Source organism: Micromonospora sp. URMC 103 (assembly GCF_051386435.1).
Lineage (GTDB): Bacteria > Actinomycetota > Actinomycetes > Mycobacteriales > Micromonosporaceae > Micromonospora.
Genome location: NZ_JBPQTR010000005.1, coordinates 566,412 through 582,990 on the forward strand (window position 1 = coordinate 566,412; position 16,579 = coordinate 582,990).

9 protein-coding genes are annotated in these 16,579 nt (G+C 71.7%); 6 read left to right on the forward strand and 3 right to left on the reverse strand.

The genetic code is table 11. The features are described 5' to 3' along the window. Positions 1-47 precede the first annotated feature (47 nt). Together ACSNOA_RS15735 and ACSNOA_RS15740 are read left to right on the forward strand one after the other, a co-directional pair. Positions 48-2,294 carry a penicillin acylase family protein gene (locus tag ACSNOA_RS15735; protein WP_436659090.1) on the forward strand — a complete coding sequence of 749 codons (2,247 nt, stop codon included), beginning with the start codon at positions 48-50 and terminating at the stop codon, positions 2,292-2,294. A gap of 344 nt (positions 2,295-2,638) precedes the next feature. Further along, the gene (locus ACSNOA_RS15740; RefSeq protein WP_436659092.1) at positions 2,639-3,628 is read left to right on the forward strand and encodes an IS481 family transposase; all 990 of its coding nucleotides are present in this window, start codon (positions 2,639-2,641) and stop codon (positions 3,626-3,628) included. Here ACSNOA_RS15740 and ACSNOA_RS15745 read toward each other — a convergent pair. Further along, entirely contained in the window at positions 3,625-4,521 is an 897-nt protein-coding gene (locus ACSNOA_RS15745) for a redoxin (protein ID WP_436659093.1), read from the reverse strand. The genes ACSNOA_RS15740 and ACSNOA_RS15745 overlap by 4 nt on opposite strands. A gap of 262 nt (positions 4,522-4,783) precedes the next feature. Between ACSNOA_RS15745 and ACSNOA_RS15750 the strand changes: the two genes are divergently transcribed. From ACSNOA_RS15750 to ACSNOA_RS15760, 3 genes are all read left to right on the forward strand, one after another. Continuing rightward, a complete protein-coding gene (locus ACSNOA_RS15750) occupies positions 4,784-5,974 on the forward strand; it encodes an MFS transporter (protein WP_436659095.1) in 1,191 nt (396 codons plus the stop codon). A 47-nt stretch (positions 5,975-6,021) separates the two neighbouring features. Next, positions 6,022-6,207 carry a hypothetical protein gene (locus ACSNOA_RS15755; protein ID WP_436659096.1) on the forward strand — a complete coding sequence of 62 codons (186 nt, stop codon included), beginning with the start codon at positions 6,022-6,024 and terminating at the stop codon, positions 6,205-6,207. Positions 6,208-6,363: 156 nt separating this feature from the next. Next, positions 6,364-11,982: a GH92 family glycosyl hydrolase gene (locus ACSNOA_RS15760; protein ID WP_436659098.1), complete on the forward strand. Its 5,619-nt coding sequence runs from the start codon at positions 6,364-6,366 to the stop codon at positions 11,980-11,982. Positions 11,983-12,063: 81 nt separating this feature from the next. Here the strand turns inward: ACSNOA_RS15760 and ACSNOA_RS15765 are convergent, their stop codons facing one another. Next, the gene (locus ACSNOA_RS15765) at positions 12,064-13,290 is read right to left on the reverse strand and encodes an epoxide hydrolase family protein (protein ID WP_436659099.1); all 1,227 of its coding nucleotides are present in this window, start codon (positions 13,288-13,290) and stop codon (positions 12,064-12,066) included. A 703-nt stretch (positions 13,291-13,993) separates the two neighbouring features. On the opposite strand from ACSNOA_RS15765, the gene ACSNOA_RS15770 reads away from it, so the two are divergent. After that, positions 13,994-14,425 (forward strand): VOC family protein, encoded by a 432-nt coding sequence (locus ACSNOA_RS15770; RefSeq protein ID WP_436659101.1) that lies wholly within the window; start codon positions 13,994-13,996, stop codon positions 14,423-14,425. A 109-nt stretch (positions 14,426-14,534) separates the two neighbouring features. Here the strand turns inward: ACSNOA_RS15770 and ACSNOA_RS15775 are convergent, their stop codons facing one another. Then, positions 14,535-16,571 (reverse strand): hypothetical protein, encoded by a 2,037-nt coding sequence (locus ACSNOA_RS15775; protein WP_436659102.1) that lies wholly within the window; start codon positions 16,569-16,571, stop codon positions 14,535-14,537. Between the last annotated feature and the right edge of the window lie 8 nt (positions 16,572-16,579).

Genomic DNA, 16,579 nt, shown 5'->3' on the forward strand with positions numbered 1-16,579 from the left:
GGTCCACCCCGCGCGATCACAGCCCCCCAAGAAAGGTGAACCACCCCATGACCCACACGCAGCACGAAGGGCTGAGCCGCCGCCGCATCCTGGGCGGAGCGGCCGGGCTGGCCGCCGGCGCGGCGGCCGTCGCGACGGGAATTCCGGCCAGCGCGTCCGCCGCGCCCGCGACGCACGCACCCGACCTCGCCCGCTGGCGCCGGCAGGCCGAGCACGTGACGATCACCCGCGACGACTGGGGCATCCCGCACGTGGTCGGCAGGACCGACGCCGACGCGGTCTTCGGGATGATGTACGCGCAGGCCGAGGACGACTTCAACCGGATCGAGCGCAACTACCTGGTGAGCCTCGGCCGCCTCGCCGAGGCCGAGGGCGAGACCGCGATCTGGCAGGACCTGCGCCAGCGGCTGTACATCGACCCCGAGGAGCTGAAGCGGGACTACCTGCGGAGCCCGTCCTGGCTGCGCAAGCTGATGCAGGCGTGGGCCGACGGGTTGAACTACTACCTCGCCACCCACCCCGAGGTGCGGCCGCGCGTGATCCGGCGGTTCGAGCCGTGGATGGCGCTGAGCTTCTCCGAGGGCAGCATCGGCGGCGACATCGAGCGGGTGCCGCTCACCCAGCTCGAGGCGTTCTACTCCCAGCGCGAGATCCCGATGACCGACGAGGAACGCGGGCTGCTGTTCCGCGAGCCCAGCGGGTCGAACGGCATCGCCATCGCCCCGAGCCACACCCGCGACGGTCACGCCCTGCTGCTGATCAACCCGCACACCAGCTTCTTCTTCCGGTCCGAGCAGCACGTGACGAGCCGTGAGGGGCTCGACGTGTACGGCGCCGCGACCTGGGGCCAGTTCTTCATCTACCAGGGCTTCAACGCCCGGACGGGCTGGATGCACACGTCCAGCGGCGTCGACAACGTCGACGAGTTCGCCGAGACGATCGTGACCCGCGCGGACGGGCGGCACTACTACCGCTACGGCCGTGACCTGCGACCCGTGACGACGAAGGCGATCACCCTGTCCTACCGCACGGAGGACGGTGGGCTCGCGCGGCGCCGCTTCACCACCCTCGCCACCCACCACGGCCCGATCGTGCGCGAGGCGGACGGCAAGTGGATCGCGTTCGCGCTCATGAACAAGCCCGTCGAGGCGCTCCAGCAGAGCTTCCTGCGCACCAAGACGCGCGACTACGAGGACTTCATCCAGGTCGCCGGCCTCAAGGCCAACAGCTCCAACAACACGCTCTTCGCGGACTCCAAGGGCGAGATCGCCTTCCTGATGCCGCAGTTCATGCCGGTCCGCCAGGACCGCTTCGACTACCGCAAGCCCGTCGACGGCAGCGACCCGGCCACCGACTGGCACGGCCTGCACAGCCTCCGGAGCATGCCGCAGGTGGTGAACCCGAGGAACGGCTGGACGTACAACTCGAACAACTGGCCCTGGACCGCGGCCGGCGCGGACAGCCCGAAGGCCTCCGACTACCCGCGCTACTTCGACCAGGCCGGCGAGAACCCGCGCGGCCCGCAGGCCATCCGCGTGCTCAGCGCCCGCGACAAGTTCACCCCGCAGACGCTCATCGAGGCCGCCTTCGACCGCTACCTCACCGCCTTCGCCCGGCTCGTTCCGCAGCTCGTCGCCGCGTGGGACAAGCTGCCCGCGGGCGACCCGCAGAAGGCGCGGCTCGCCGACCCGGTCGGCCTGCTGCGCGCCTGGGACTTCCGCTGGGCGGCGGAATCCACCGCGACCTCGCTGGCCGTGTTCTGGGGCGAGGCGCTCTGGGCGCCGCTGTCCCAGGCGGCACGCGACGCGGGCATGTCGATGTGGGACTACCTGGCCGAGCGCGCCACCGACCCGCAGCGGCTCGCGGCGCTCGACGCGGCGGTGCAGCGGCTCACGCAGGACTTCGGCGGCTGGCAGGTGCCCTGGGGCGAGATCAACCGCTTCCAGCGCAACGACGGGGCGATCACCCAGACGTTCGACGACAGCAAGCCGAGCTTCCCGGTGCCGTTCACGTCGGCGCAGTGGGGCTCTCTCGCCTCGTTCGGGGCGCGACGCTACCCGGGGACGAAGCGCTACTACGGCACCAGCGGCAACAGCTTCGTGGCCGTCGTGGAGTTCGGGCCGAAGGTGCGCGCCTGGGCCGTGACGGCGGGCGGCGCGAGCGGTCACCCGGAGTCGCCGCACTTCGACGACCAGGTCGAGCGCTACGCGAACGGCGACCTCCGGCCCGTCTACTTCTACCCGGAGGACCTCAAGGGCCACGTCGAGCGGCGCTACCAGCCGGGCGAGGAGTAGTCAGGACGTCGACGCCGAGGCGTGCCGGGCCGGCCAAGCGGTCGGGCCGCCTCGGCGTCGGCGGCCGTCTAGGGTCTGTCTCGAAGTCCTCGGTCGAGCCGAGGCGGAGTCCAGGCGGCGATCCGGCAAGGCGGAGATTGGTTCGGATACCGGTGTTGTATCCGGACCAATCTCCAACGCCGCCGGTCGTTGCCTGGCCCGCCGCAGGCCGGCCAGGGACTTCGAGACAGGCCCTAGGTGTTCTGTCCATGGACGTTGGTGACAGGGCTGGGATCTTGAAATGGGTGAGGACCTCCGGGTGAGGTGGAGCTTGTCGAAGGTTCCGCACCACCCGGGAGGTCCTCGTGCCCCACGCTAACGCACCCTTGACTGAGCGAGGCAGGCTGCGCCTGGCGCGCTGCGTGGTTGACGATCGTTGGCCGTTGCGGCGGGCCGCGGAACGGTTCCAGGTCAGCGTGAATACGGCGAAGCGGTGGGCCGACCGGTACCGGGCCGAAGGAGTCGCTGGCATGTCCGATCGGTCCAGTCGCCCGCACCGGTCCCCGAACCGCACCCGCCCGCCAGCCGAGCGCAAGGTGCTGCACCTGCGGGTGAAGAAGCGGTGGGGGCCAGCGCGGATCGCCGGCCGGCTCGACATGGCGGCGTCGACGTGCCACGCGATCCTGCGCCGTGCCGGGGTCGCCCGCCTGGCTCACCTCGACCGCGGCACCGGCCGCCCGGTCCGCCGCTACGAACACGCCAGCCCCGGCGACCTGGTCCATGTCGACGTCAAGAAACTCGGCAACATCCCCGACGGCGGCGGCTGGCGCACCCAGGGCCGGCGACGAGGCAAACTCAACCGCACCGCCACGCCCGGGCACACCACCGACCGGTGGGGCGGCGCCCGGCTCGGATACGCCTATCTACACACCGCCCTGGACGATCACTCCCGGCTGGCCTATACCGAAATCCTCACCGACGAGACCCGCCAGACCGCCACCGCCTTCTGGCAGCGAGCACAAGCCTGGTTCACCGCCCAGGGCATCACCGTGCGACGCATCATCACCGACAACGGCAGCTGCTACCGCTCCCGGCTCTGGCGCGACACCCTGACCAACGCCGGGATCAGCGTGAAGAAGACCCGCCCCTACCGGCCCCAAACCAACGGCAAGGTCGAGCGGTTCCACCGCACACTCGCCGACGAGTGGGCCTACGCCAAGCCGTACTCCTCAGAAACAGCCCGACGAGCCGCCTTGCCCGCATGGCTACACCACTACAACAATCACCGCAGCCACACCGCACTCGGCGGCCCACCCGCCAGCCGCGTCCCCAACCTCTCCGGACAGAACACCTAGGGACCGAAGGTGAAGACGTACGCGCGGAAGCCCGGCCGGTCGGCCGCGAGGGTCAGCACGTGGTCGTCGCGTGAGGCGCCGGCGACGAGCCGGACCATGCCCGCCCGGTCGACGTGCGCCACCCCGTCCGGGCCGACGCCGGCGCCGCGCTCGTCGCCGACGGGTCGCCCGTCGAGCAGGACCCGCACCGGGACCTGCCCGGACGGTCCCGGATCGACCACGACGTTGACCTCGCCGGCGTTGAAGGGCAGGACGATCTCGCCGCCGCCCTCGCCCAGTTCGACGTGGTCGCCGCTGCTGCGCCAGTCTCCGGTCAGCGTGAACGCGCCGGGCAACCGCCGGTCGGCGCCGATGTACGTCTCCTCGGTCACCCCGGCGTAGGAGGGCTGCTCGGTGGCCGCGAACCTCGCCGCCTCCGGGGTGACCGGGGGCAGCTCGACGTCCGGCGTCCCGGCGACGAGAAGCTGGCGGATCTGCGCCTCCGTGCGGTCGTAGTCGCCCTCGCCGATCCACCGCTGGACGAGCTGCCCGTTCACGTCGAAGAGGTAGCGCGCCGGCCACGCGATGTTGCCGAGCGACTCCCAGACGCGGAAGTCGTTGTCGATCGCGACGGGGTAGGTGAGCCCGTGGTCACGGATGCCCCGGTCGATGTTCTCCGCGTACCGGCCGAACGCGAACTCCGGCGCGTGCAGGCCGATGACGGCGAGCCCCCGGTCGGCGTAGGCGCGGTGCCAGGCCTTCACGAAGGGGGCGGTGCGGATCCAGTTGATGCAGGTGTACTCCCACACGTCGACGAGCACCACCCGGCCGCGCAACGCATCGGGATCCAGCGGCGGCGAGTTCACCCACCGCTCGACGGTGAACGCCGGAAGCCGCACGGGCTCATCGATCATCACGGGCGTACGACGTCCGCCGTCGACATGGGGCCTCCACGTCCTTCCTGCCACGTCACGCCCAGCCTAGCCGTGTGATGGTGCCGGCGAGTCGGGAACGGCGAGTTGGGAGCGCCTCTCCCGACCACCGCGCGCGCCGCCCGTCGCCGGCCACCGGGCCGGCGCGTGCCCGGCACCAACGGGGGTACTCCGGTGCGCCCGTTCGGCGGCCGCGCGACCGCCCGGGCGCAGCCGAACGCCGCTCACCGGAGGAGCACGCGATATGAGCAACGCCGGACACGGGCGCCTGTCGCCGGGGGTCTCCCTGGTGCTGCTCGCCTCGATCCTCGTGTCGTTCCTGGCCTCGTCGTCCGCCCCGACCCCCCTGTACGGGATCTACCAGCAACGGTGGCACTTCTCGCCGGTCACGACCACCGTGGTGTTCGCCGTCTACGCCGTCGCCGTGCTGGCCTCGCTGCTCACGTTCGGCAAGCTCTCCGACCACGTCGGGCGGCGGCCGGTCCTGCTCGTCGCCATCGCCGTCCAGATGGCCTCACTCGTCATCTTCGTCCTCGCCAACGGCGTGCCCATGCTGCTGGCCGCCCGCGTCGTCCAGGGACTCGCCACCGGCGCCGCCACCGGGGCCATCGGCGCCGGCATGCTCGACATCAACCGCGCCCGCGGCACCCTCGCGAACTCGATCGCGCCCGGCATCGGCACGGGCGGTGGCGCCCTGCTCTCGGCGCTGCTCATCCAGTTCCTGCCCGCCCCGACCCGACTGGTGTACGTCGTCCTGCTCGTCGTCCTGCTGATCCAGGGCATCGGGATCGTGCTGATGCCGGAGACGGTCACACCGACAACCGGAGCGCTGCGGAGTCTGCGACCCGAGATCAAACTGCCCCGGGCCGTACGCGCGCCGATCCTCGTGGTCCTTCCGGTGGTCTTCTCCGTCTGGGCGCTGGCCGGCTTCTTCGGCGCGCTCGGCCCGGCGCTCGTCCGCGCCTTCATGGAAACCTCGATCATCGTGGCCGGCCTGGTCCTCTTCGTCTTCGCCGTCGTCGGGTCGATCGCCGTCCTGCTGATGCGCAACACCCCCGCACGGACGGTGATGCTCATCGGGATCGGCGCCCTCATCCTCGGCATGATCGTCACGCTGGTGTCGGTCATGGCCGGTTCGCTCATGGGCTTCTTCGTGGGCCTCGCGCTCGGGGGCGTCGGCTTCGGGGGCGGCTTCCAGGGCAGCCTCAAGACGATCATGCCGCTGATCGAGGCGCACGAGCGGGCGAGCGTGCTGTCCCTGCTGTACATCATCTCCTACGTCGGCCTCGGCCTGCCCACCGTCATCGCGGGTTTCCTCGTGGTCTACGCCGGTGGCCTGCCCCGGACCGTCGACGAGTACTCCGTGGCCGTCATCCTGCTCGCCGTGGTCGCCCTGCTCGGCCTGCGCCGGGCCACGCGGATGTCGCCCGGCTGACCCCCCGACGCTCCCGACGGTGGTCACGGCTGCGCGCGTGCCACCTCGTGGACCTGGACGACTTCGTCACCGCGCCATTCGCCGATCCGGCTGACGCGGGGCCGATCTGTCTCGCCGTCGTCGCCGCGGCCGGGACGTTTCGCGCCGATGAACTTATTGACACGGCCGTGGTCTCCCCGGAACCATCAGCCGCAGTCCACATGCGTGCCGTCGTCCGTCACGAGTTCCTCTGACAACGATGTCAGGCCGCGACCGCGAAGGAGACTCGCATGGCGCCCACCGGCGGACCCGGCATCCCGGGTGCGACCGTCCACACCTGCCGGTAGGCGTACGCCGCTCCACCGATGACCAGCACTCGATCCGTGTCGAGTCGAAAGGCCCCCACCCCCATGTCACTGCGTTCCCTTCCGCGCGCCAGATCCTCCCGGCCGATCGCCGGGACAGCCGCGGCCCTGCTGGCGGCGGGACTGCTCGTCGCCGCGCCACCGGCGGTCGCCGCACCCACCACGGCGCCGCCCGGCAACTTCCGCTCGTCCTTCGAGTCGGCCGATCCGCAACCTTCGGCGAGCACCGTCGAGGTGGACGCGAGCGGTAAGCCGGTCCAGGGAAACCTGAGCGGGGCGAGCCATGCCGGCCTGCCCGGCAGCCTGCTCGCCCAGGTGGACGCCGTGACCGCGAGCGCCGAGAACGCGCCGAACGAGACCGCCGCGAACCTCGCCGACGGCAATCCGTCGAGCAAGTGGCTCGCGTTCAACCCGACCGGCTGGGTGACCTACCGGCTGGCCAAGCCCTCGGCCGTCGTGCGGTACGCGCTGACCTCCGCGAACGACGCCCCCACCCGTGACCCGAAGGACTTCACCCTCCAGGGGTCGGTCGACGGCACGGCCTGGACCGACCTCGACCGGCAGACCGGGCAGACCTTCGGCGGCCGCTTCACCACGAAGACCTACAGCGTCACCAACACGACCGCCTACGCGTACTACCGGCTGAACGTCTCCGCGAACTCCGGTGACGCGCTCCTCCAGCTCGCCGACTGGGACATCAGCGACGGCTCGGACGTCCGCCCGCCGGCCACCCCGATGGTCAGCGTCGTGGGCACCGGCCCGGTCAGCGGCCACAACATGAAGCCGCGCGCCGGATTCACCGGGCTCGCGTCACTGCGGTACTCCGGCGGCGCCGAGGCCGACGGGCGCTCGTACGCCACGAACAAGCTCTTCGACGTCGACATCGCGGTCGGGCCGAAGACCCGCCTGTCGTACCGGATCTTCCCGGAGTTCACCGGCAAGGACACCCGGTACCCGTCCACCTGGGCGGCCCTCGACCTGCACTTCACCGACGGCAGCTACCTCAGCCAACGGGCGCCGGTGGACCAGCACGGCTACCCGCTCACCGCAGCGGGGCAGGGCGCGTCCAGGGTGCTCTACGCCGACCAGTGGAACGCGGTGCAGTCCGACATCGGCGCCGTCGCGAACGGCAAGACGATCGACCGCATCCTGCTCGCGTACGACAACCCGCAGGGGACCGCCGAGACCCATTTCCAGGGCTGGCTCGACGACGTCACGATCGCGGGCGCGGCGACCTCGGTCGACGGCTCCCGCCTCACCAACTTCGTCGACACCCGGCGCGGTACGAACGCGTCCGGCTCGTTCTCACGCGGCAACAACCTGCCGATCTCGGCGGTGCCGAACGGCTTCAACTTCTTCACCCCGGTCACCAACGCCACCTCGGACACCTGGGAGTACGACTACCAGCGGTTCAACAACGCGGCGAACCTGCCCACGCTCGAGGGGCTCGCGATCTCGCACGAGCCCAGCCCGTGGATGGGTGACCGTAACCAGATGTCCGTCATGCCGGTGCCGGCCGGTGGCTCCCTCACCGGAGCGCCCAGCAGCCGCGCCGTCGCCTTCAGCCACGACGACGAGATCGCGCGGCCGGACTTCTACCAGGTCACGCTGCAGAACGGTCTGGTCGCCCAGATGTCGCCCACCGACCACGGCGGCATCATGACGTTCACCTTCCCGACCGGGCAGGCCACGGGAAGCCTCGTCCTCTACAACGGCACGTTCACCATCGGCACGGACGGCACCTTCACCGGCTGGGTCGACAACGGAAGCGGCTTCTCGGCCGGCCGCAGCCGGATGTTCGTGTCCGGCACGTTCGACCGGGCGCCGACGGCGTCGTCGGCGACGTCCGCCACTTTCGACACGTCCACGCAGCGCCAGGTCACGCTGAGCCTCGCCACCTCGTTCCTCTCGGTCGACCAGGCGCGGAAGAACCTCGACCTGGAGGTCACCGGGCGCAGCTTCGACCAGATCCGCGCCGCGGCCACCGCCGCGTGGCAGGACCGGCTCGGCCGGATCGAGGTACGGGACGCCACCGAGACGCAGCTCGTCACCCTGTACTCGAACCTGTACCGGCTGAACCTCTACCCGAACTCCCAGTCGGAGAACACCGGCACCGCGTCCGCCCCCCGCTGGCAGTACGCGAGCCCGGTGTCGGCGCCCACCGGCGCGTCGACGGCCACCCACACGGGCGCGAAGATCGTCGATGGGCAGATCTACGTCAACAACGGCTTCTGGGACACCTACCGCACCGTGTGGCCGGCGTACTCGCTGCTCTACCCGGACGTCGCGGCCCGGATCGCCGACGGGTTCGTCCAGCAGTACCGTGACGGCGGCTGGGTCGCCCGCTGGTCCTCGCCCGGCTACGCCGACCTCATGACCGGCACGAGCGCGAACGTCGCGCTGGCCGAGGCGTACCTCAACGGCGTCGAGCTGCCCGACGCACGCGCCGCGTACGACTCGGCCGTCAAGGACGCCACCGTCGCGTCCGGTCGCGGCGAGGTCGGCCGCAAGGGCATCGAGACCTCGCTGTTCCTGGGCTACACGCCGACGTCCACGGACCAGTCGGTGTCGTGGGCGCTGGAAGGTTTCATCAACGACTACGGCATCGGCAACATGGCCGCGGCCCTGGCCAAGGACAAGGCCACGCCGAAGGCGGAGCGCGACCGGCTCAAGGAGGAGTCGGAGTACTTCCTCCAGCGCGCCCGCAACTACGTCAACCTGTTCGACGAGAAGCAGGACTTCTTCCAGGGCCGCGACGCCAACGGCACCTTCCGCACCGGCGACCCGCGGGACTGGGGCGGGGTCTACACCGAGACCAACGGGTGGAACTTCGCGTTCACGGCGCAGCACGACGGCCAGGGCCTGGCCAACCTGTACGGAGGGCAGAAGGCGCTCCAGCAGAAGCTCGACGAGTTCTTCGCCACCCCGGAGAACGCCGACCGCCCCGGCGGGTACGGCAACACGATCCACGAGATGCTCGAGGCGCAGGCCGTGCGGATGGGCCAGCTCGGCATGAGCAACCAGCCGTCGCACCACATCCCGTACATGTACGTCTACGCCGGCGCTCCCGCCAAGACCCAGGCGATCGTCCGGGAGATCCTCCAGCGCCTCTACGTGGGCAGCGAGATCGGCCAGGGCTACCCCGGTGACGAGGACAACGGCGAGATGTCCGCCTGGTACGTCCTCAGCTCGCTGGGCCTCTACCCGCTGCAGGTCGGCTCGTCCAACTGGACCATCGGATCGCCGCAGTTCACCCGGATGACCGTCCACCGCAGCGGCGGCGACATCGTCGTCAACGCGCCCGCCAACAGCACGAGCAACATCTACGTGCAGGGCGTCAGGGTCAACGGGAAGACGCAGCGCGGGGTCTCCATCGACTCGTCCGTGCTGGCCCACGGCGGCACCATCGACTTCCAGATGGGCCCCCGGCCGTCGTCCTGGGGCACCGGCCGCAACGACGCGCCGCCGTCGCTCACCAGGGGCGACGCCGTGCCCAAGCCGTTGCAGGACACCACGGGCCCCGGTCTCGGCAGCGCGACCGCGACCGACGGCCGGGACGCGTCGGCGTTGTTCGACGACTCGTCGACCACGCAGATGACCTTCGCGTCCACGGCGCCGCAGGTCACCTGGGCGTCTCGCGACGTCCGGCAGACCCCGATGTACTACACCCTCACCTCGGGGGCGAACGCCGGCGATCCCGCCGACTGGCGCCTCCAGGGCTCCAACGACGGCGTCACCTGGACCACCCTCGACTCGCGGCAGGGCGAGGCGTTCGCGTGGCGCAACCAGACGCGCCCGTTCAAGATTGACAAGCCGGGGCGGTTCGCACAGTTCCGCCTCGCCGTGACGAAGACCGTCGGGGCCGCGCAGCCGAACCTCGCCGAGATCGAGCTGCTCGCCGGCGGTGACCTCCAGCTCGTGGGCGGCGCCGTCACCGTGACGGCCGCGAACGGCGTGCACGCGACATCCGGCGTACCCGTGTCGGTGCCGCTGGCCACCGTCACCGGCGGCAACGCCGCCGGCTACGAGGCCACCATCGACTGGGGCGACGGCTCGCCGGTCACCGAGGGCACCGTCACGCCCAGCTCGCGTGCCGTGTGGGCCGTCAGCGGCTCGCACACCTACGCCACGCCCGGCTTCCACCAGGCGAGCGTCACGGTGACCGACGGCGCCGGCCAGGGCTCGGTGACGGTCGGCGTCGACGTGGCGTACGCGCCGGCCACCGGCCTCACGGCGGCCTTCGACACCCTCTGCATCGGTGACGAGGGCGTGCTCGCGGCCGACTGCGACGCCAAGTCGTGGGCGTACTCGCGGGCGGCTCTCGCGGCGGCCGGCGTGACCCAGGGCCAGCCGCACGCCGTGCCCGGGACCGGCCTGCACTTCACGCTGCCGGAAATCCCGGCCGGCCAGCCGGACAACGCCAGCGGCAACGGCGAGACGATCGTCCTCGACCTGCCGACCGACGCGAAGAGCCTCTCGTTCATCGGCGCCGGCACGCAGGGCAACCAGAGCACGACCGGCACGGCGACGTTCAGCGACGGCAGCACCGCGAGCATCCCGATCCAGATGAGCGACTGGACGCTGGGCGGCAACGCCAACGGCACCCCGTCGTACGGCAACATCGTCGTCGCGAAGGCCGCGTACCGGCTGAGCGGCACGAGCCGGGACGCCGCCCAGCCGTTCCTGTTCGCCACCACGCCGTACCAGATCCCGGCCGGCAAGACGCTCGTCTCGGTGACCCTGCCGACGCAGACCGGCGACCCCGGCGCGACGGGCCGGATCCACGTGTTCGCCATCGCCGACGACGGCACGCCGGCGCCCGCGCTGGCGTCCACCACACCGGGGAACCAGACGGCCACCGCCGGGCAGGCCCTCGCGGCCGACCTCGGCACGGTGACCGGCGGCGTTCCCGGCACGGGCGGCTACCGGGCACGCGTCCAGTGGGGTGACGGCACGGTTCCGGAGGACGTCACCGTCGACGCGTCCGGCGCCATGAGCGGCCGGCACACCTACGCCCAGGAGGGCACGTACACGGTGCACGTCACCGTGTGGGACCGCACGACGAGCCGGACCGCGACGTTCACCGTGACGGTGGCCAGTGGCGGAGCGCAGCCGGCGGTGTCCGCCTCCAGCAGCGTCGCCGCCGGCGACACGCTCACCGTCGAGGGCACCGGGTTCGCCGCCGGCGAGCAGGTGACCGTGACGCTGGGCGCCGGCCCGGCGCGCACCGTGACGGTCGCGGCCTCCCCGGCCGGCGCGATCCGCGCCTCGATCACCACGCCCGGGGACACCCGGCCCGGCCGGTACGCCGTGACCGCCACGGGAGCGTCCTCGCGGGCGCCGGCGACGGCAACCGTCCAGGTCACCGGGAAGCCGGCCGCGCCGGCGTACCGGCCGCGGGTGGCGCTGTCGACCACGTCGGGCGCGCGCGAGACGCCGATCACGGTCGACGGTTCCGGGTTCGCGCCGAACGAGGCGATCACCATCCGCTTCGGCGACGGCCTCGCCTCGAGCACCGTACGCGCGAACGGCGACGGCGTCGTCTCCGGCGTGACGGTGAGCGTTCCCGGCGCGGCGAAGGCGGGCTCCACCAGCATCACGCTGGCGGGCGCCGCATCGGGCGCGCGGGTCGCGCTGCCCTTCACGGTGACCCGCTCCAACTGAGCCGGCGGTAGCACCGCCACCGGGGCGGGCCGGTCATCCGGCCCGCCCCGGTGGCGGCCTCACCCGCGGACGCGTGGTCGTCTAGCGAAGCGACCGGAAGCTGTCGCGCATCTCCTGCGTGAAGAGCTGCGGCTGCTCCCAGGCCGCGAAGTGGCCGCCCCGGTCGAGCCGGTTGTAGTGGATGAGGTTCGGGTACGCCTGCTCGGCCCAGCTCCGCGGCGCCTGGAAGAGCTCGTCGGGAAAGACGCTCACGGCGGCCGGGACGGTGACGCCCTTGGCGGCGAAGAAGGAGAGCGGATTCACCGCGTAGAGGCGCGCCGCGGAGACTCCGGTGTTCGTGAGCCAGAAGAGCGTGATGTTGTCGAGGACGTCGTCACGCGACAGGCCTCCCGGCTGCCCCGCGAAGGCCCGGATGATCAGGTCCAGGCTCTTCGCGTCGTGGTCGATCATGAACGACGCCAGACCGACGGGCGAGTCCGCGAGCGCGGTCAGCGTCTCCGGGCGCGTTCCCATGATGAGGGCGTAGGCGGCGTGCTTCCAGAAGAAGTCCGCCTGCTCGCACGCGCGCATCTCCTCGGCCGAGAGGTCGGACGGCAACGAGCCGAGCGAGTCGTTGACCCCCGTGATGTCGGACTGGAACAGCTTGTCGATCTCGGGTGGGAACACACCCGGCATGTTGCTGTGGATGCCAAGCAGCTCCGGCGGCGCCTGCAGGCCCATCATGTCGGTGATGAGCGCGCCCCAGTCGCCGCCCTGCGCCACGAACCGCGTGTAGCCGAGGCGCCTCATCAGTTCCGTCCAGGCGGCCGCGATGTGCTCCGGCCCCCAGTCGCTCGTGGTGGGCTTGCCCGAGAACCCGTAGCCGGGCATCGACGGGATCACCAGGTGGAAGGCGTCGGAGGCGTCCCCGCCGTGGGCCGTGGGATCGGTGAGCGGCTCGATGATCTTCAGTTGCTCGATCACCGAGCCGGGCCAGCCGTGCGTGACGATGAGCGGCAGGGCGTCCTCGTGCTTCGAACGGACGTGGAGGAAGTGGATGTCCAGCCCGTCGATCTCGGTGATGAACTGCGGAAAGCTGTTCAGTCTCGCCTCGACCCTGCGCCAGTCGTACTCGTCCTTCCAGTAACGGGCGAGGGCCTGGCTCGTCGCCAGCGGCACACCCTGCGACTGGTCCGCGACGGTCTCCTTCTCCGGCCAGCGGGTGGCCGCGATGCGGGCTCGCAGCGCCTCGAGTTCCGCCTCGGGGATCTCGACCCGGAACGGCCGGATGTCGGCGACGCGCGTCCGCGCTTCGGTCTTGACGGCCACGTGGTCCTCCTGTCGGTGAGCGTGCGCTGGAGGTCGAGCGGGCGCTCCGCGCCCGCCTGCCGCGACAAGGTCAGCCTCCTGGGCCTCGCCCGGCCCGATGACGGCAGCCGGCCTGGCTTCGGCCTTCGCGAGGGCTCGGGACGAGGCGCACGGTGTGCGTGCGACCGCGGCAGGGGCGTGCGCTGCCGCCATCCGTCCAAGCCGAGCCTAGAACGCCATTCACCATGCCCGGAGGCCATACGCGCGATCCCGCACGTGCCCCCGCCGGCGGGAACGGCCTCACGAGCCGGGGATGGGGGCGCCGGGGGGCGTCGGGGACGTTCGGCGCAGGCGGGTCCGGGGCGGACCTCACGGGCCGGAACAGTCGTTCGACCCGGCTTCCTCGAAGGCGGGCGGTCGAGACGTCCCGGACACCGCGACATCACGCAACACGAGTCGATCACGCCCCTGAAACGCCCGGACTTCAGGGAACGCGACCCGATCACGGTCCCGTAGGCGCTTGATCGACACCATGTCGCCGATGTGGCGGTATCCGGCGGCCCGAGATGCCGCCATATCGCCGGAATGGAGTCGATCAAGGCTGAGGGAGGCGACGACGGCAACATCCGCCGGTCCCCGCCGCACCCCGGCAGCGAGTGTTGGGCGTCCGCGCCGACGTGTGATAGGACGCCGGGAACGAGTCATGGAAGAGAGGACCAGTGCCGTGCACACCCCCCACGCGTCCATCCCGCGGTTCCACCTCGCCGTGCCCGTCGACGACCTCGACGCCGCCCGGCACTTCTACGGACAGCTCATCGGCTGCGACCAGGGACGCAGCGCGGACACCTGGATCGACTGGGACCTGCGCGGCCACCAGTTCGTGACCCACCTCGTCGCCGGGCGCCGAACCGCGGCGCACAACGAGGTCGACGGCCACGACGTCCCGGTCCCGCACTTCGGTCTCCTGCTCACCGTGCCCGAGTTCCACGAGTTGGCCGAGCGGCTGCGGGCCGCCGGCACGGTGTTCGTCATCGAGCCGTACCTGCGCTTCGCCGGGCAGCCCGGGGAGCAGTGGACCATGTTCCTGCACGATCCCGCCGGCAACGCCCTGGAGTTCAAGGCGTTCGCCGACGACTCCCAGGTGTTCGCCGTCTGAGAGCGTTTGCAGGCGCCGGCCGGCGCCCGCTCCGCGTGCCGCGCCGGCCGGCGCCCGCTGCGCGTGCCGCGCCGGCCGGACCGGCCGACGCGGCACGCCGTGCCCGACGTCAGGGACAGGGCTTGCCCGCGCAGACGTCGACGACCCGGCCGGTGAGCAGGAACGTCGCCTTCTGCTGCTGCGCACCGGCCTGGGCGCGCGGGAACTCGTGCGGGTCCGTGCCGTACTCCGGGCCGGCCGGGGCCAGGTTCGTGGCCGGCGGTGCGGCGGCCTCGCCGCTGTTCCAGATGACGATCGCCGACCCGGTGTACGGATAGGACCGGATCGGCTCGATGCCCCAGTACGGCCGCACGTCGAGTGACCAGCCGTCGGCGACGGCCGGGATGTGCAGCCGGGCGCCGATGGTGCGCGCCTCGACCTCGGCCGCCGCGGGGGAGACCTGGTGGTCGCCGAAGGCCACGTGCATGAGCACCTGGTGCGCCGGGGTGCGGGGCAGCGGGTCGTCGGTCATGTGCTGGGCGTACCCGTTCGCCTCGGACCGGTCCCACAGCATCTGCAGCAGCGCGAAGATCAGCTGCTGGTCGACCGGGTCCGGGTAGGAGGCGTCCATGATCTCCTGGAACGGGGCGAAGTCGACGCTCCGCTGCAGCAGGGTCGAGTAGTTCATCCCCGGCACACCGAGCACCGACCGGGTCCAGTCCTGCGCGATGGCGGTGAGGGCGCCGCCGTTGATGCCACCCTGGCTGTTGCCGTCGTAGTGCAGCCCGCCCGCCGTGTCGACGAGCGGTCGCCCGCGGGCGTCCTGGAACGCCGGGTCGGCCGCGAACCCGCGCGGGTGGACCATCGTGCGGCCCAGGAAGAGGAAGTTCAGGAAGCTCTGCTGGAGCCGGTCCACCACGGCGGGGAAGGCGCTCAGGTCGTCGAAGGTGCCGGCCACGTACGGGACGTCGGCGTCGGCCATGCCGATCCAGCTCGTCGCGCAGAAGGTGAAGCGGTGCGTGGCCGACATCGCCTTGACGTTGCCCGCGTTGATCTCGGTTGGTTTGCCGAGCAGGCCGTGGCCGTAGAGCGAGAGGTGCGCCGGCTCGGCGGCGGACGCACTGCGCGGGATGTTGCAGACGAAGTCGGCCCGCAGGGTCGCGCCGGACGGCGTGGGCAGGGCGTACGGCGTGCGCGCGGTGCCGTCGCCGCCGGCCGGCCCGTAGTGCAGCCGGGAACCCGGTCCGCCGGCGCCGGTCAGGTAGGACGGCACGGCGACGGTGCCGGTGACCTGCCGGGCGATGCGCGGATCCTGCTGCGGTGTGTAGTCGGTGACCTGGGTGACGGTGAACGGCGGCGCCGCCGCGCCGAGGCGGGCGAACGCGCCGTCGCGGATCGCGAGCATCCGGCCGGTGAGGCCGTGCCGGCTCGCCACCGTGAAGTCCCAGGCCAGGTAGAGGTCGTGGCGCTTGACCCCGGCCGCGCTCAGGTTGGCGAGGATCCGCTTCATCTGCGGGGCCCGGCCGTCCCGGGGACCGAGGCCGTTGCCCGTGACGTACGACCGGAAGGCCGCCGGAGCCGGGATGAGCCTCCGGCTCCCGTCGCGCATGCCGCGCAGACCCACGACGTACCGGGTGCCCTCGGCCAGTGCGACCGCGGGCCGGATGACGAGCACCTGCCGGTCCGGGCGGCCGGCCGCGTGCGCGTCCAGCTCCGCCCAGTACGGCGTGCGCTCGCCGGTGGCGGTGTTCAGCAGCACGATGGGCGCGTCCCTGGCCAGCGAGCGGCCTATGTCGGTCACCGGCGCGATCCCGGTGGCCGCGGCGTCGAGGCGGGGCACGTGCACGACGATCGGCGAGCCGGGGCTGAACCCGTCCTGCCGGTTCCACTCCGTCGGGTCGATGGGGGTGCCGTGCGCGTTGGCCGGCATCGCCGAGGCCGCCAGCCGCACCCGCTTGCCGGTGGGGCTGGCCGGGTCGGGCACCGTGAAGTAGTCGTTCGGGAACGGCAGCAGGCACGCCGTCGGGTCGATCGGGTCGCAGGCGCCGGGGGCGGTCGGCGGACGTGCGGCCGCGGACGGCGCCGCGGCGGCCGCCGTGCCGAACAGGACCGCGGCGGCGGTCACCAGGACGGACACGGCGAGTCGGAGCCGGCTGGGGATGGTCACACGCATCT